The sequence below is a fragment of the Streptomyces nitrosporeus genome (assembly GCF_008704555.1).
GTDB classification, from domain to species: domain Bacteria; phylum Actinomycetota; class Actinomycetes; order Streptomycetales; family Streptomycetaceae; genus Streptomyces; species Streptomyces nitrosporeus.
This window is the reverse complement of sequence record NZ_CP023702.1, coordinates 1,945,890-1,961,357: the sequence shown is the minus strand read 5'-3', so window position 1 is coordinate 1,961,357 and position 15,468 is coordinate 1,945,890. Positions and strand designations below refer to the sequence as shown.

The following is a 15,468-nucleotide window of genomic DNA, read 5'->3' as shown; positions in this document are numbered from 1 at the left end:
CCGTGTAGCCTGGCCGTGCGATCAACTTCATATTCCGACAGGGGAGCGCCACAGCGCTGAGAGTGCGGCACCGGTGACCGGTCGTCGCAGACCCTCTGAACCTCGCCCGGGTCATTCCGGGTAGGAAGTTCGGACAGTACTCAAGCTGTTGCGCCCTGCCCGCTCGCCGAGCGGGCAGGGCCGCGTCTCTTCCTGGTCATTCCAGGAGGAATCACATGAACACCACCACGAAGTACACGGCGACGGCGCTCGCCGCCGCACTCGGGGTCACCGTCCTGGCGGGCTGCGGCGGCTCGGACGACGGCGCCTCCGGGACCTCGAAGGGCTCCAGGACCGTCACCCTGGTCACCCATGACTCCTTCAACGCCTCGGACGCCGCCCTGAAGGCGTTCACCGAGGAGACCGGCTACACCGTCAAGGTGCTCAAGAGCGGTGACGCGGGCAGCGCGCTCAACCAGGAGATCCTGACCAAGGGCTCCCCGCGGGGCGACGTCTTCTTCGGCGTCGACAACACCCTGCTCTCCCGCGCCCTGGACAACGGCCTGTTCACCCCGTACGAGGCCGAGGGGATCGACAGGGTCGCCGCGGACGTCCGGCTGGACGCGGAGAAGAACCGGGTGACACCCGTCGACACCGGCGACATCTGCGTCAACTACGACAAGCAGTACTTCGCCGACAAGAAGCTGGACCCCCCGCAGACCTTCGACGACCTGCTGAAGCCGGAGTACAAGGACCTGCTCGTCACCGAGAACGCCGCGACCTCCTCGCCCGGTCTCGGTTTCCTCCTCGGCACCGTCGCCTCCCACGGGGAGAAGGGCTACGAGAGCTACTGGAAGAAGCTGAAGGACAACGGCGTCAAGGTCGTCGACGGCTGGGAGCAGGCCTACAACGAGGAGTTCTCCGGCTCCGCGGGCGGCCGGAAGGCCGGTGCCGACCGGCCGCTCGTCGTCTCCTACGCCTCCAGCCCGCCCGTCGAGGTGCTCTACGCCGAGCCGCAGCCCACCGAGGCGCCCACCGGAGTGGCGGCCGGCACTTGCTTCCGGCAGATCGAGTTCGCCGGGCTGCTCGACGGCGCGAAGAATGAGGCGGGCGGCAAGGCGCTCCTCGACTTCCTGATCGGCAAGCGGTTCCAGGAGGACATGCCGCTGAACATGTTCGTGAACCCGGTCGTGAAGGACGCGGAACTGCCGGAACTGTTCACGGAGTTCGGTGCCACCGTCGACGAACCGGCCACCGTGGCACCGGAGAGGATCGCCGAGAACCGTGAGCAGTGGGTCCGGTCGTGGTCCTCGATCGTCGTCAAGTAGCCGCCGCCCGCCCGGCCCCGCCCCGGCGGCGGGGCACCGCGGCGCGGCTCGCCCTGATGGCTCTGCCGGTCGCGTTCTTCGCCCTGTTCTTCGCCTACCCCGTCGCCGCGATCGTCGGCCGCGGTCTCAAGGCGGACGGGGTCTGGCAGTTCGGCCGGATCGGTGACGTACTGACCCGGCCGGACCTGCTCGACGTCCTGTGGTTCACCACCTGGCAGGCTCTCGCGTCCACCGCGCTCACCCTGCTGATCGCGCTGCCCGGCGCCTATGTGTTCGCCCGCCTCGACTTCCCCGGGAAGCAGGTGCTGCGGGCCGTGGTCACCGTGCCGTTCGTGCTGCCCACCGTGGTGGTCGGCACGGCCTTCCTGGCCCTGCTGGGGCGTGGCGGACTGCTCGACGACCTGTGGGGCGTACGCCTGGACACCACCGTGTGGGCGATCCTGCTCGCCCATGTGTTCTTCAACTACGCGGTGGTCGTACGGACCGTCGGCGGGCTCTGGTCGCAGCTCGACCCACGCCAGGAGGAGGCCGCCCGGGTGCTCGGCGCCGGACGCCTCGGCGCCTGGCGGCGGGTGACACTGCCCGCGCTCGCCCCGGCGGTGGCCGCGGCCGGTGTGATGGTCTTCCTCTTCACGTTCACCTCCTTCGGGGTCGTCCAGATCCTCGGCGGCCCCGCCTACTCCACCCTTGAGGTGGAGATCTACCGGCAGACCGCGCAACTGCTCGATCTGCCGACGGCGGCCGTCCTCACCCTGGTGCAGTTCGCCGCGGTCGGAGCGATCCTCGCCGTCCACGCCCGTACCGTCCGCCACAGGGAGCGGGCGCTCAAGCTGACCGACCCCGCGCTGACCTCCCGCCCTCCGCGCGGCGCCGGGCAGCGGGCACTGCTCGGCGGAGTCCTGCTGAGCATCGTCCTGCTGGTCGTGCTGCCGCTCGGCGTCCTGGTGGAGCGCTCGCTGGACACCTCCGGCGGCTACGGCTTCGGCTACTACCGGGCCCTGCGGTCCGCCGACGCCGGCGGCTCCACCTTCCTGGTGCCCCCGCTGGAGGCGATCGGCAACTCGCTGCGGTACGCGCTGGCCGCGACCGGGATCGCCCTGGTGATCGGCGGACTCGCCGCCGCGGCGCTCACCAGGCGGGCCGGGCGCCTGGTACGCGGCTTCGACGCACTGCTGATGCTGCCGCTCGGGGTGTCCGCGGTCACCGTCGGCTTCGGTTTCCTGATCACGCTGGACGAACCCCCGCTGGACCTGCGGACCTCCTGGATCCTCGTACCGCTCGCCCAGGCCCTGGTGGGCGTCCCCTTCGTCGTCCGCACCATGCTGCCGGTCCTGCGGGCGGTGGACGAACGGCTGCGGGAGGCCGCCGCCGTGCTCGGGGCCTCACCGCTACGGGCCTGGCGCGAGGTGGACCTGCCGCTGGTACGCCGCGCGCTCCTGGTCGCGGCCGGGTTCGCCTTCGCCGTCTCGCTCGGGGAGTTCGGCGCGACCGTCTTCATCGCCCGGCCCGACAACCCGACGCTGCCGGTCGCGGTGGCCCGGCTGCTGGGGCGGTCCGGGGAGCTCAACTACGGGCAGGCGATGGCCCTCAGCACGATCCTGATGCTGGTCTGCGCCGTGTCGCTGCTCCTGCTCGAACGTATCCGCACCGACCGATCCGGGGAGTTCTGACACATGCTGGCACTGGAGGCGGCCACCGTCCGGTTCGGGGGGCGGACCGCGCTGGACGCGGTGGACCTGGAGGTCGCCGACCACGAGACCGTCTGTGTGCTCGGACCGAGCGGAAGCGGCAAGTCGACCCTGCTGCGGGCCGTCGCCGGGCTGCAGCCGCTGGACGGCGGGCGGATCCTGCTCGACGGCGCCGACCAGGCGGCCGTCCCCGTGCACCGGCGCGGCGTGGGGCTGATGTTCCAGGACCACCAGCTCTTCCCGCACCAGGACGTCGCCACGAACGTCGCCTTCGGACTGCGGATGCACGGCGTCCCGCGCGGCGAACGGGAGAGCCGGGCCGGTGAACTGCTCGACCTGGTCGGCCTGCCCGGCGCCGGCCGGCGCGCCGTCTCCGCGCTGTCCGGGGGCGAGCAGCAGAGAGTGGCCCTTGCCCGCGCCCTGGCCCCCCGGCCTGGACTGCTCATGCTGGACGAACCGCTCGGACAACTCGACCGCAGCCTGCGCGAACGGCTCGTCGTCGAACTGCGCGAGCTGTTCGGCAGGCTGGGCACCACCGTCCTCGCCGTCACGCACGACCAGGGCGAGGCATTCGCGCTCGCCGACCGGGTGGTGGTGATGCGGGACGGCCGGATCACCCAGACGGGCACCCCGCTGGAGGTCTGGCAGCGGCCGGCGTCCGCCTTCGTGGCCCGGTTCCTCGGCTTCGACAACGTGGTCGAGGCGACGGTCACCGGCGCGGCGGCGGACACCGCCTGGGGCGAGGTGCCCGTACCGGACGGGACACCCCGGGGCCGGTACGAACTGCTCGTCCGGCCCACCGGCGTACGGATCGGCGGACCGGAGGCCGGTCTGCGCTGCACGGTCGGCGCACGCACCTTCCGCGGTCACCACGTCTCGGTGCTCCTGCACCCCGGCCGGGGGCCCGTCATCGAGGCGGAGTGCGCCCTGCGCGACACCCCCGGGGAGGGCGCCTCGGTGGGCGTCACCTTCGACGCGGCGGACGTCGTGGTCCTCCCGCCGGCGAAGACGGCCTGAGAGCCGGCCGTACCCCCGGCGGGTCAGCGGGCCCGGTCGCAGACCAGGGCTATCTCGCCCAGCACACCGGTCTCCTGGTGGGTGAGTCTCCACTTCGTGGCCGGCAGACCGTCGTCGAACAGCCGCTGCCCGTCTCCCGCGATCTCGGGGAGGACCATGAGGTACAGCCGGTCGACCAGGTCCGCCGCGAGGAGCGGCTTGATGACACTCGGGGAGCTGTTGACGAGGATGTCCCCCTCTCCCACCGCCCTGAGACCGGTGACGAGGCCGGCGGCCGGGGCGTTCACCACACGGGTGCGGTCCCACGGTGCCTCGGTCAGGGTGGTCGAGAGGACCACCTTCTCCGTGTCCACCAGCCACTTCGCGTATCCGCGATCACGCGGATCGGCGGTCTCGTCCTCGGCGACCGAGGGCCAGTACCCCAGGAACCCCTCGGCGTTGACCCGGCCGAGCAGCGCCGTCGTAGCGCCCTCCCAGATGCGGGTGAGCTGCCGCCGCGCGACCTCGGAGACCACGTACGGCGCGAACATGCTGAAATCGCCGGGCCCTCCGGGGCCGTGGTAGCGCCCGTCGAGGGAGAGGGCCAGGTTCGCGGTGACCCTGCGCCGGGCCGGACCGGTCATGTCGCACTCCTCGCTTCGGTGGCGGTGGCGGTGTCGTGCGCGGTCGCGGTGAGGGCCGCCACGAGTTTGTCGAGACTCTGGCCGAAACCGGTCTCGATGCCCGCGATGAAGTCGGCGGAGGCGACGGTGCTGTCGGCTATCCGCCAGTGGACGTCGAGATCCGTGTCGGTGCCGGCGGGGTGCAGGCCCAGGCTGACGTGGGCGGTGAAGGCGGGACTGCCGTCGGGGAGCACCGGCGAGGTCCGGTAGACGAGGCGCTCGGCGGGCCGTACGTCCTCGACGGTGCCCTCCGCGCGTCCGGCGACCACGTCGGAGCCGTCGGTGTCCTCGGCATCGCGGTACTCGTGGACGATCCGCCCGCCGGGCCACGCCTCGAAGACGAGCTCGGAGACGCGGAGGCCGTCGGGTGTCCACCACCGGGAGAGCAGGGTGGGCTCGGTCAGGTGCCGCCAGACCAGCCCGGGACCGCCCGCGAGCGGCCGGCGGAACGTGAACGAACGGCCGTCGGCCCACCCCGCCCCCTCCGCGGCGGCCCGCTCCGCGTGGACGCTCGCCCCGTAGCGGTCGTAAGCCGCGTGGGGGCCGTCGGCCCGGGTCGCGGTGTCGGCGAGCAGGTTGAGCGCGGCGGCGAGGTCCCGCAGGGAAGCGGGCCGGAGGGTGTAGACGCGGCGCCGGCCGGTGCGCAGGGAGGTGACGACGCCGGCGCGTTCGAGCGTCTGGAGGTGTTTGGTCGTCTGGGGCTGCCGCGCCCCCGCGAGCTGCGCGAGGACGCCGACCGGGCGGGGCCGCTCGGCCAGCAGGCTCACGAGCCGCCAGCGGGCCGGGTCGGCCAGCGCGGTGAGAAGTGCGTCCATGGACGCGATCATTCCCGACAGTGAATATTCGTGTCAAGGAATATTTCATGGACGGGCCGGGACCCGCGGCAGGAAGCAGCGGGAAAACGGAAGGAAAGCGGCAAAGACGCGGCGCCGCAGGGACTGTCAGCCCGTCAGCCCGTCAGCCCGTCAGCCCGTCAGCCCGTCAGCCCGAGGGACCGTCAGCCCGTCAGCGGCAGCGCCGCCAGCCGGGCGATCACCCAGGTCAGCGGAGCGAACACGACCAGCAGCACCAGGACGCGCAGCGCCGTCGCCCTCCGCAGCACCGAGACCGGGGCGCCGAGGCGCAGCACCGTCTCGGCCACCCGGACCCGGGACTGTTTCGCCTCCACCGCGGAGGTCAGCAGCGTGGCGGTGGTGCACCCCAGGACGAGCACCGCGCCCAGCGTGGTCAGCGGGCCCACCGCACGTGGTTCGCCGGTGTAGAGCACCGACGCCGCGATCATCCCGGAGAGCACCGCGCAGACGACGCCCAGGGGGCGGCCGATACGGACGGCCTCGTCCATCAGGACCCGCCCCGCCAGCAGCCGTACGGCCCCGGGGCGCACCGCCTGCAGCAGCCGGCCGCACAGATGGGCGAGGCCCGGCCCCGCCATCGCCAGCCCGATCGCGGTGAGCGTCCAGCCCACCAGCACGCTCGCCGGGGTGGATTCCAGCTTCCCCGGCAGCGGCAGCGGGTCACCCGCCGAGCCCCGGCTCGCGTACGCCTCCACCGCGAGGCCCGCCGCGGTCAGGGCCACGCCCCACGGCAGGCCGGTGGGGGCCGGGGCGGGCGTGAGCAGCTCCGCCGTCTCCGGGGCGCCGGGCGCGGTGGACGGCCGTGAACGCAGCGCCAGCCCGCCGGCCGCGGCCGAGGCCAGCGGGGCCAGGGACAGCAGCATGAGGACCGCCGCGACCGGCAGCGGGGTGCCGGCCCCCAGGAACCCGGCCGCCCCGCCGTCGAAGGGCAGCCCGGTCAGGTCACCCCGCAGATGCAGGAAGAGCAGCAGGGCCACCAGTGAGCCCAGCGTGGTGGAGACGGCGGTGGAGACGGCCGCCAGCACGCCCAGCCGGGCCGGACCGAGGCCCGCGGCGAAGAGCCCCGGCCGCGGCCGGGTCCCCGGGTCGGTGAGGGCGACCGCGACCGCGAACCGGACCGTCGCCGCCAGGGGAACGGCGCACCACAGCAGCCGCAGCACGGAGCTGGAGGAGTGGGCGGGGTGTCCGGAGGCGTACCCCAGGGTGCACAGCAGGAGGAAGCCCACCCCCGCCGAAGCCGCGGCGAGCAGCAGCCGCCGCATCAGGACCAGGGGGTGGGCACCGCGGGTCAGACGGAGAGCGAGCACGCCGAGCGGCCTTCCGTATCGGACGCGGCGGGCAGGGAGACGTCGTTGACGCGCCGGCCGTCCAGCAGGCCGAGGGCGCGGTCGGCGAGGGCGGCGACCTCCAGGTCATGGGTGGCGAGCACCATCGTGATGCCGTGCGAGCGCGCCGCGGTGGTGAGGGTGCGCAGCAGCTGGGCGCGCTCCGCGCGGTGCAGGGTCGCCGTCGGCTCGTCGGCGAAGATCACCGTCGGGGCGGCGGCCAGCGCACGGGCGACGGAGATCCGCTGGCGCTGCGACTGGAGCAGTGCGTGCGGCCGCTTCTTCGCCAGCGGGCCGATGTCCAGGCGCTCCAGCCACTCCGTCGCGGTCTTCCTCGCCGCCCGGTTCGAGACCCCGCGCAGCAGCAGCGGAAGGGCGGCGTTCTCCCAGGCGGTCAGCTCCGGTACGAGATCCGCCTCCGCGCCGATCCAGCCGAACCGGTCCCGGCGCAGCTGCTCACGCAGCCGCGGGCCCATGGTGTGGACGGGGACGCTGTTGAACCAGACCTCGCCCTCCTGGGCCGTCAGCTGGCCGGAAAGGCAGTGCAGCAGTGTCGACTTCCCGCTGCCGCGCGGGCCCGTCACGGCGAGGATCTCGCCGTCGCCCACCCCGAGGGAGACCCCGCGGAGCCCCGGCGATCCGTTGTAGGAATGGTGCAGGGAACGTGCCCAGATCACGTCGTTGTCGGGCGGGGCCACCATGGCGTACACCTCGGTTCGGATCAGGGATCCTGTCCCCCGTCCGGGGGAACGGACATGGCCGATCGGTCACTCGGCACGCTAGGCAGCCGGACCGGGGTGTCGGGACGCCACGCGGCCCGGAGGCCCCCCTTCTCACTCGAACGGGTGCATCCGGGCCGGAGGCGGCGGCCCCGGCCGCCGGGTGGGGGCACGGGGCGGCCGGGGCCGCCGCTCAGAGCTTGGTCCAGGCCTCCGTCAGGACACCGCGCATGATGCCCTCGATCTCGTCGAACACGGCCTGGTCCGAGACCAGCGGAGGGGCGAGCTGGACGACCGGGTCGCCGCGGTCGTCGGCCCGGCAGTACAGCCCGTTGTCGTACAGCGCCTTGGAGAGGAAGCCGTACAGGACGCGCTCGGTCTCCTCCTCGTCGAACGTCGCCTTGGTGGCCTTGTCCTTCACCAGCTCGATGCCGTAGAAGAAGCCGTTGCCCCGGACGTCGCCGACGATCGGCAGGTCGTGCAGCTTCCGCAGGGTGGAGAAGAAGGCGTTCTCGTTGTCCAGGACGTGCTGGTTGAGCCCCTCCCGCTCGAAGATGTCGAGGTTGGCCAGGGCGACCGCCGCCGAGACGGGGTGGCCGCCGAAGGTGTACCCGTGCAGGAAGGTGTTGTCGCCCTCGTAGAACGGCTCGGCGATCCGGTCGGAGATGACGCAGGCTCCTATCGGGGAGTAGCCCGAGGTCATGCCCTTGGCGCAGGTGATCATGTCCGGTACGTAGCCGAACTTGTCGCAGGCGAACATCGTGCCGAGCCGGCCGAAGGCGCAGATGACCTCGTCGGACACCAGCAGCACGTCGTGCCGGTCGCAGATCTCGCGCACCCGCTGGAAGTAGCCGGGCGGCGGCGGGAAGCAGCCGCCCGCGTTCTGCACCGGTTCCAGGAAGACCGCGGCGACCGTGTCGGGGCCCTCGAAGAGGATCTGCTGCTCGATCTGGTCGGCCGCCCAGTGGCCGAAGGCCTCCGGGTCGTCGCCGAAGAGCGGCGCACGGTAGATGTTGGTGTTCGCCGCCTTGCGCGCGCCCGGGACCAGCGGTTCGAACGGTGCCTTGAGCGCGGGCAGTCCGGTGATCGACAGGGCGCCCTGCGGGGTGCCGTGGTAGGCGACCGCGCGCGAGACGACCTTGTACTTGGTGGGCTTGCCCTTGAGCTTGAAGTACTGCTTGGCCAGCTTCCAGGCCGTCTCCACGGCCTCGCCGCCGCCCGTGGTGAAGAAGACCTTGTTGAGGTCGCCGGGGGCGTGGTGGGCGAGCCGTTCGGCCAGCTCGACCGCCTTGGGGTGGGCGTAGGACCACACCGGGAAGAAGGCCAGCTCCTGCGCCTGCTTGTACGCCGTCTCGGCCAGCTCGCGGCGGCCGTGGCCGGCGTTGACCACGAACAGGCCGGACAGGCCGTCGAGATACCGCTTGCCCCGGTCGTCGTAGATATAGGTGCCCTCGCCCCGCACGATGGTGGGCACGGGCGCTTTCGCGTAGTCCGACATGCGGGTGAAGTGCATCCACAGGTGGTCGTACGCGGTCCGGCTGAGGTCCTTGCTCACGGCTATCGGGTTCCCCACATGTAGGTCTGCTTCTTGAGCTTGAGGTAGACGAAGCTCTCGGTGGAGCGAACCCCGTCGATGGCCCGGATGCGCTTGTTGATCGTCTCCAGGAGGTGGTCGTCGTCCTCGCAGACGATCTCCACCATCAGATCGAAGGAGCCCGCGGTCATCACCACGTACTCGCACTCACTCATGGCCGACAGGGCCTCCGCCACCGGGTCGAGGTCGCCCTCGACGCGGATCCCGACCATCGCCTGGCGCATCAGGCCGACCGTCAGTGGGTCGGTGACGGCGACGATCTGCATCACACCCTGGTCGAGCAGTTTCTGCACACGCTGGCGTACGGCGGCCTCGGACAGGCCCACGGCCTTGCCTATCGCCGCGTACGGGCGCCGTCCGTCCTCCTGGAGCTGCTCGATGATCGCGAGGGAGACGGCGTCGACGGAGGCCGACGGCCCGGTCCTGGAATCTGCGTTACGGCTGGCCACGTGCCCACTCTGCACCGGGAGTCGTCTGTCTGGCAAGCGCAGACCGATGAAATCCGTTGTTCAGAACCTCGAATGGCACTGATTCCGTAGGTGGTGGCGGTTGGGTATGTCGAAAGCGTCACCACACCGTCTAGGCTGGGTGTCTCACCCATCGGACAGCCGACAGGAGGGGTGGTCGTGACCACCGAGGTGCGCCGTCTGCGCAACTACATCAACGGAGAGTTCCGGGACGCCGCGGACGGGCGGACCATCGACGTGGTCAACCCGGTGACGGAAGAGGTCTACGCGACCTCCCCGCTCTCCGGGCAGGCCGACGTCGATGCCGCCATGGAGGCCGCCGCCGCCGCGTTCCCGGCCTGGCGTGACATCACGCCCGCCGAGCGCCAGCGGGCGCTGCTGAAGATCGCGGACGCCTTCGAGGAGCGGGCGGAGGACCTCATCGCGGCGGAGTCGGAGAACACCGGCAAGCCGCTCGGGCTCACCCGCACCGAGGAGATCCCGCCGATGGTGGACCAGATCCGCTTCTTCGCGGGCGCGGCGCGGATGCTGGAGGGCCGCTCGGCCGGTGAGTACATGGAGGGCCTGACCTCGATCGTCCGCCGTGAACCGGTGGGCGTCTGCGCCCAGGTCGCCCCGTGGAACTACCCCATGATGATGGCCGTGTGGAAGTTCGCCCCGGCACTGGCCGCGGGCAACACCGTCGTCATCAAACCGTCCGACACCACGCCCGCCTCGACCGTGCTGATCGCCGAGATCATCGGGCAGATCCTGCCCAAGGGCGTCTTCAACGTCCTGTGCGGCGACCGCGACACGGGCCGTGCGATGGTGGAGCACCCCGTCCCGGCGATGGCCTCCATCACCGGCTCGGTGCGGGCCGGCGTCCAGGTCGCCGGGTCGGCCGCCAAGGACGTCAAGCGGGTGCACCTGGAGCTCGGCGGCAAGGCCCCCGTCGTCGTGTTCGAGGACGCCGACATCGCCAAGGCCGTCGCGGGCATCTCCGAGGCGGGCTACTTCAACGCGGGCCAGGACTGCACGGCGGCCACCCGTGTGCTGGTCCACGAGTCCGTCCACGACGAGTTCGTCTCCGCGCTCGCCAAGGCCGCGTCCGACACGAAGACCGGTCTGCCCGACGACGAGGACGTGCTCTACGGCCCGCTGAACAACGCGAACCAGCTGGCGCAGGTCAGCGGGTTCATCGAGCGCCTCCCCGCCCACGCCAGGGTCGAGGCCGGCGGTCACCGGGTCGGCGACAAGGGCTACTTCTATGCCCCTACGGTCGTCTCCGGGCTCAAGCAGGACGACGAGATCGTCCAGCGCGAGGTGTTCGGCCCCGTCATCACCGTCCAGCCCTTCACGGACGAGGCCCAGGCGCTGGAGTACGCCAACGGCGTGGAGTACGCCCTGGCCTCCTCGGTGTGGACCAAGGACCACGCCCGCGCCATGCGGATGTCCAGGAGCCTGGACTTCGGCTGCGTGTGGATCAACACCCACATCCCGCTCGTCGCCGAGATGCCGCACGGCGGATTCAAGAAGTCCGGCTACGGCAAGGACCTCTCGGCCTACGGCTTCGAGGACTACACCCGGATCAAGCACGTCATGACGTCCCTGGAGGACTGACCCCGCCGACGGCACGGACGGACGGCCCCGGGCTCCGGCCCGGGGCCGTCCGCGTACCCCCACCCCACTTTTTGAACGCGTTCATGGCGGGCGTACGCTGCGGGCATGAGCGAGCGAGCCCTCTTGCGGCGCATACGCGTGTGGTTGGTCGTCTTCATCGTCTGCCTGGTGCTGAGCGGCCTGACCGCCTTCCCCCTGGTGCACGAACTCCGCTGGGCCGAGGACCTGTTGCTGTCCTCCGCATCCCCCGTCCCCGAGCACCTCCCCGCCCTGGGGGAGTGGATCACCCGGGTCAGGACCGGTCTCGACGAGGCCGACGCGCGGTACCCCTTCGTGCTGTACGGCACCGACTGGCTGGCCTTCGCCCACCTCGTCATCGCCGTCGCCTTCTACGGCCCCTACCGCGACCCGGTCCGCAACATCTGGGTCGTCGAGTTCGGGATGATCGCCTGCGCCGGGATCGTCCCGCTCGCCCTGATCTGCGGACCGATCCGGGACATCCCCTTCTGGTGGTCCGTCATCGACATGTCCTTCGGGGTGTTCGGCGTGATCCCGCTGCTCGTCGTCCACCGCATGATCAGGCGCCTGGAGGCGGCGGCCGGGGTGCCGGGGGCGCCGGCGGGCGGTCCGGGACCGGTGCTCCCGGCGGCCGGCTGAGCGTCAGCTCCCCGACGGTGCGCCGAAGGCCGCCACCACGACGTCCATCGCCGTGGCGTTCGTCTCCCGGCCCTCGGCGTCCGTCGGGTCGACGCTGTGGACCAGCAGGGCGACACCGGGACCGGCGGCCCGTGCGGAGCGGGTGGCCCGGTGCGTCCACGGTCTTCGCATCAGGGCTTCCGGCCCGCCGCGCCGACGCCGCCGGCGTCCGGGCGCACCGTCGTCCGGACCTCCTCGCCGCCCCCGGCCCGGTGGCCGTCCGGAGAGGCCCGGCGGTCGTCCAGGGGCGCCCGGCGGCCGTCCAGATGCGCCCGGAGCGTGTCGATCCGGTTGGTGGTGATCGAGTCCACGCCGTATCCGGTCAGCCGGCGCATCGTGCGCCGGGTGTCCGCCGTCCAGACCGAGACGAGCAGGCCGTCCGCGTGGACCCGGTCGGCCAGTTCACGGCTCATCAGCCCGAAGCGGTAGTTCAGCCAGTGCGGCCGGACGGCGTCGAGCAGCACCGGACGCGGCGGCGCCAGGGTCGTCCAGGTCAGCGCGATCTCGGCGGACGGGTCGGCGGCGCGCACCCGCAGCATGGCGGAGGTGTCCGCGCAGTAGTACACGCGCTCGGCCGCCCCGCACTCGCCGATCACGCCGACGATCCGCCGTACCGAGGCGTCGGTGGCGCCCGGCAGGTCCACCATGAAGGGGCGGGAGGCCGCCGCGGCCAGCGCCTCGCGCAGGGTGGGGACACCGCCCCCGGTCCGCTCGGTGAGCTCCCGGTGCGTGAGCCGGTCGACCCGCACGTCGTGCCCCCACAGCCTCCCCAGCGTGGAGTCGTGCAGCAGCACCGGCACCCCGTCACGGGTCACCCGGACGTCGATCTCGACGGCGTCCGCCCCGCGGGCGACCGCCGACCGGATCGAGGCAAGGGTGTTCTCACGGGCGCGGTACGGATCACCGCGGTGGGCGACGGCGGTGACGGTGCGAAGGGTGGTGGCCATGAGGCCATTGTGGCCTCGAAGACTCACCGGCCGGTCGCGGACAGCCAGTTCGTCGTGTACGTGTCGATCTCGGCGGCCAGCAGCCGCTTGCCGGCCGCGTCGAGGAAGGACGCCTCCACCGCGTTCCTGGCGAGCCCCGCCAGGCCCCGCTCGTCGAGCCCGAGCAGCCGGGCGGCCACCGCGTACTCGTTGTTGAGGTCGGTGCCGAACATGGGCGGGTCGTCACTGTTGACGGTGACGAGGACGCCCGCCTCCACCATCTGCTTCACCGGGTGCAGCTCCAGGTCCGCGACCGCCCTGGTCGCGATGTTCGACGTGGGGCAGACCTCCAGCGGGATGCGGTGCTCGGCGAGGTGGGCCAGCAGCGCGGGGTCCTGTGCGGAGCTGGTGCCGTGGCCGATGCGCTCGGCCCGCAGGGCGGTCAGCGCGTCCCAGACGGTCTGCGGGCCCGTCGTCTCCCCGGCGTGCGGGACGGAGTGCAGCCCCTCCGCGATGGCACGGTCGAAGTACGGCTTGAACTGCGGGCGTTCCACGCCGGTCTCGGGCCCGCCCAGACCGAAGGAGACCAGCCCCTCGGGCCGCAGGTCCACCGCGAGGCGGGTCGTCTCCTCCGCCGCCTCCAGCCCCGCCTCGCCGGGGATGTCGAAGCACCAGCGCAGGACGACCCCCAGCTCGGCCTCCGCGGCCTTCCGGGCGTCCTCGATCGCCTCCATGAACCCCTGCTCGGGGATGCCGCGCCGGGTCGAGCTGAACGGGGTGACCGTCAGCTCCGCGTACCGGATGTTCTGCCGGGCCATGTCCCGGGCGATCTCGAACGTCAGCAGGCGCACGTCCTCCGGGGTGCGGACCAGGTCCACCACCGAGAGGTACACGTCGATGAAGTGCCCGAAGTCGGTGAAGGTGAAGAAGTCGGCCAGCGCCTCGGGGGCGGTGGGGACCTTGGAGTCCGGGTGGCGCGCGGCCAGTTCGGCCACGATGCGGGGCGAGGCGGATCCGACGTGGTGGACGTGGAGCTCGGCCTTCGGCAGCCCCGCGATGAAGGGGTTCAGATCGTTCATCGGACTCTCCCGGGTCTGAGGGTTCTGGGCCGGCCCCGTCGGCCGCACCCGTCATCGTATGCGCGGGGCCGGGGCGCCCGGCCGTCGGGCCCGGAGCCCCGGGAGCCCTGGGCGGAAAGGGCGCCCGGCCCATGGTGTCCCTTTTGTCCGGAGCTCCAACGGCCCCGCCCCCGGCGGGGAGTGGGGCCGTTAGCATGGCGGGACCACGATGGGGGAGGCCCATGTCAGAGAACACGCAGCAGCCCGGGGGCGGACCCGTGCCGCACGATCCGTGGGCGCCGCCGGAGCACAGGGTGGACCTGGGCAAGCAGACCGGCCGGGCCGGGGCGCCGGATGTGCACAGCCGGCCGACGGTCGCCTCGATGCCGGGCGCGGACGCCGGTACGGGACCGATACCCGGCGCCGCCGGAGGGTTCGGCCCGCCGCAGGGCACCGTGCCCCCGCCGCCGGCCGCCCCGGTGCAGCCGCAGGGGCAGTACGGCTACCCGGCACCCGCCGCGCCGGCCGCCCCCTACGCCGGTTACCCGGGCTACCCCGGCCAGGTCTGGGGAGGCCCGGCGCCCGCGAACGGCATGGGGACCGCCGCGATGGTGCTCGGCATCCTCGCCCTGTGCCTCTTCTGCCTCTACGGGATCCCCAGCCTGATCCTGGGCGTCCTCGCCCTGATCTTCGGCATCCTCGGCCGCAAGCGGGCCCAGCGGGGAGAGGCCACCAACCCCGGGCAGGCGCTCGCCGGGATCATCATGGGCGCCATCGGCATCGTGACGGGCATCGCGATCATCAGCTTCTTCGTCTGGCTGTTCGTCCAGTACGGCTCGGACCTGGAGGAGGACAGCTACCGGTACGAGGACCCGTACGCCACCACCCTGGTCGTCGAAGGCCGGCACTGACCGGACCGCGCCGGCCGCACAGGCGGTACGGCCGGCGGGCCCGCGGACCGGTCACCGGCCGGCGGGCCCGCGGTCATGCCCCCCGCAGCCGGTCCCGCGCCTCCATCAGCGCGAAGCCCAGCAGGTTCAGCCCCCGCCAGGCGTCCGGGCGCACGGCCCGCGGGTCGTCCGGGGCGAGCCCGATGCCCCAGACCCGGTCCAGCGGACTCGCCTCGACCAGCACCCGCCGGCCGGTGCCCAGCAGATACGCCTTCAGCGCCGGGTCCTGGCCGAACTTGTGCACACTGCCGGCCACCACGAGGCCGAACCGCTCCCCGGCCCAGACCTCCTCGTCGAAGCCCCGGACCAGCCGGCCCGCCTTCTTCGCCGCCGCGGGACTGCGCGCGGCCACCGCCTCGGCCTCCGCCTCCGGGTCGCCGAAGAGCCGGGCCTTGCCCGCCATCATCCAGTGCTCGGCCGACGCGTAGGCGACCCCTTCGACCGTGAACGGCGCGGGCCACCACTGGCTGAGGCAGCTCGGACCGAGCCGGCCGTCCGGACGGGGGCGATGCCCCCAGAACGGCAGGTACTTCACCCGCTCGCCGCGTGCCACCCGGGCCAGGAGGTCGTCCTGGTGACGCTGTTCCATGACAGCCGAGTCTGGCA

Annotated in this window: 16 protein-coding genes; 6 read left to right on the top strand and 10 right to left on the bottom strand. The window is 72.2% G+C overall.

From position 1 onward, the window contains the following. Nucleotides 1-215 precede the first annotated feature (215 nt). From CP967_RS08260 to CP967_RS08250, 3 genes are read left to right on the top strand one after another with little or no spacing between them, the layout of a single operon-like run. Nucleotides 216-1,307: a thiamine ABC transporter substrate-binding protein gene (locus tag CP967_RS08260; RefSeq protein ID WP_150487337.1), complete on the top strand. Its 1,092-nt coding sequence runs from the start codon at nt 216-218 to the stop codon at nt 1,305-1,307. Nucleotides 1,308-1,363: 56 nt separating this feature from the next. Beyond that, entirely contained in the window at nt 1,364-2,977 is a 1,614-nt protein-coding gene (locus tag CP967_RS08255; protein ID WP_150487336.1) for an ABC transporter permease, read from the top strand. Nucleotides 2,978-2,980: 3 nt separating this feature from the next. Then, nucleotides 2,981-4,012, top strand: coding sequence for an ABC transporter ATP-binding protein (locus CP967_RS08250; RefSeq protein WP_150487335.1), 1,032 nt, complete (start codon nt 2,981-2,983; stop codon nt 4,010-4,012). 23 nt (nt 4,013-4,035) lie between these two features. Here the strand turns inward: CP967_RS08250 and CP967_RS08245 are convergent, their stop codons facing one another. The 6 genes from CP967_RS08245 to CP967_RS08220 form a co-directional block, all read right to left on the bottom strand. Then, nucleotides 4,036-4,635, bottom strand: a complete 600-nt coding sequence (locus tag CP967_RS08245; protein WP_150487334.1) for a dihydrofolate reductase family protein — start codon at nt 4,633-4,635, stop codon at nt 4,036-4,038. Further along, nucleotides 4,632-5,489 carry a metalloregulator ArsR/SmtB family transcription factor gene (locus CP967_RS08240; protein WP_150487333.1) on the bottom strand — a complete coding sequence of 286 codons (858 nt, stop codon included), beginning with the start codon at nt 5,487-5,489 and terminating at the stop codon, nt 4,632-4,634. Before CP967_RS08240 ends, CP967_RS08245 begins: the two co-directional genes overlap by 4 nt. A gap of 182 nt (nt 5,490-5,671) precedes the next feature. Then, nucleotides 5,672-6,835, bottom strand: a complete 1,164-nt coding sequence (locus CP967_RS08235) for a hypothetical protein (RefSeq protein WP_150487332.1) — start codon at nt 6,833-6,835, stop codon at nt 5,672-5,674. Further along, the gene (locus tag CP967_RS08230) at nt 6,817-7,554 is read right to left on the bottom strand and encodes an ABC transporter ATP-binding protein (protein WP_150487331.1); all 738 of its coding nucleotides are present in this window, start codon (nt 7,552-7,554) and stop codon (nt 6,817-6,819) included. Before CP967_RS08230 ends, CP967_RS08235 begins: the two co-directional genes overlap by 19 nt. 211 nt (nt 7,555-7,765) lie before the next feature. Further along, nucleotides 7,766-9,145, bottom strand: a complete 1,380-nt coding sequence (locus CP967_RS08225; protein WP_150487330.1) for an aspartate aminotransferase family protein — start codon at nt 9,143-9,145, stop codon at nt 7,766-7,768. Beyond that, complete coding sequence (locus tag CP967_RS08220; RefSeq protein WP_190174985.1) at nt 9,130-9,615, bottom strand: Lrp/AsnC family transcriptional regulator; 486 nt, start codon at nt 9,613-9,615, stop codon at nt 9,130-9,132. Before CP967_RS08220 ends, CP967_RS08225 begins: the two co-directional genes overlap by 16 nt. A gap of 177 nt (nt 9,616-9,792) precedes the next feature. On the opposite strand from CP967_RS08220, the gene CP967_RS08215 reads away from it, so the two are divergent. Further along, nucleotides 9,793-11,232: a gamma-aminobutyraldehyde dehydrogenase gene (locus CP967_RS08215; RefSeq protein WP_150487328.1), complete on the top strand. Its 1,440-nt coding sequence runs from the start codon at nt 9,793-9,795 to the stop codon at nt 11,230-11,232. Between the two features lie 105 nt (nt 11,233-11,337). Beyond that, nucleotides 11,338-11,889, top strand: a complete 552-nt coding sequence (locus tag CP967_RS08210) for a hypothetical protein (protein WP_190174986.1) — start codon at nt 11,338-11,340, stop codon at nt 11,887-11,889. Between the two features lie 3 nt (nt 11,890-11,892). Here the strand turns inward: CP967_RS08210 and CP967_RS33895 are convergent, their stop codons facing one another. From CP967_RS33895 to CP967_RS08200, 3 genes are read right to left on the bottom strand one after another with little or no spacing between them, the layout of a single operon-like run. After that, entirely contained in the window at nt 11,893-12,060 is a 168-nt protein-coding gene (locus CP967_RS33895; protein ID WP_167535344.1) for a hypothetical protein, read from the bottom strand. After that, entirely contained in the window at nt 12,060-12,875 is an 816-nt protein-coding gene (locus CP967_RS08205; RefSeq protein ID WP_229888203.1) for a glycerophosphodiester phosphodiesterase, read from the bottom strand. The genes CP967_RS33895 and CP967_RS08205 overlap by 1 nt, the downstream gene beginning before the upstream one ends. Before the next feature lie 23 nt (nt 12,876-12,898). Next, the gene (locus CP967_RS08200) at nt 12,899-13,933 is read right to left on the bottom strand and encodes an adenosine deaminase (RefSeq protein ID WP_150487327.1); all 1,035 of its coding nucleotides are present in this window, start codon (nt 13,931-13,933) and stop codon (nt 12,899-12,901) included. Nucleotides 13,934-14,154: 221 nt separating this feature from the next. Here CP967_RS08200 and CP967_RS08195 point away from each other — a divergent pair, with 221 nt between their 5' ends. Then, nucleotides 14,155-14,823, top strand: a complete 669-nt coding sequence (locus CP967_RS08195; RefSeq protein WP_150487326.1) for a DUF4190 domain-containing protein — start codon at nt 14,155-14,157, stop codon at nt 14,821-14,823. A gap of 73 nt (nt 14,824-14,896) precedes the next feature. On the opposite strand, the gene CP967_RS08190 is transcribed toward CP967_RS08195, so the two are convergent. Next, nucleotides 14,897-15,451, bottom strand: coding sequence for an NADAR family protein (locus CP967_RS08190; protein ID WP_150487325.1), 555 nt, complete (start codon nt 15,449-15,451; stop codon nt 14,897-14,899). Nucleotides 15,452-15,468 lie beyond the last annotated feature (17 nt).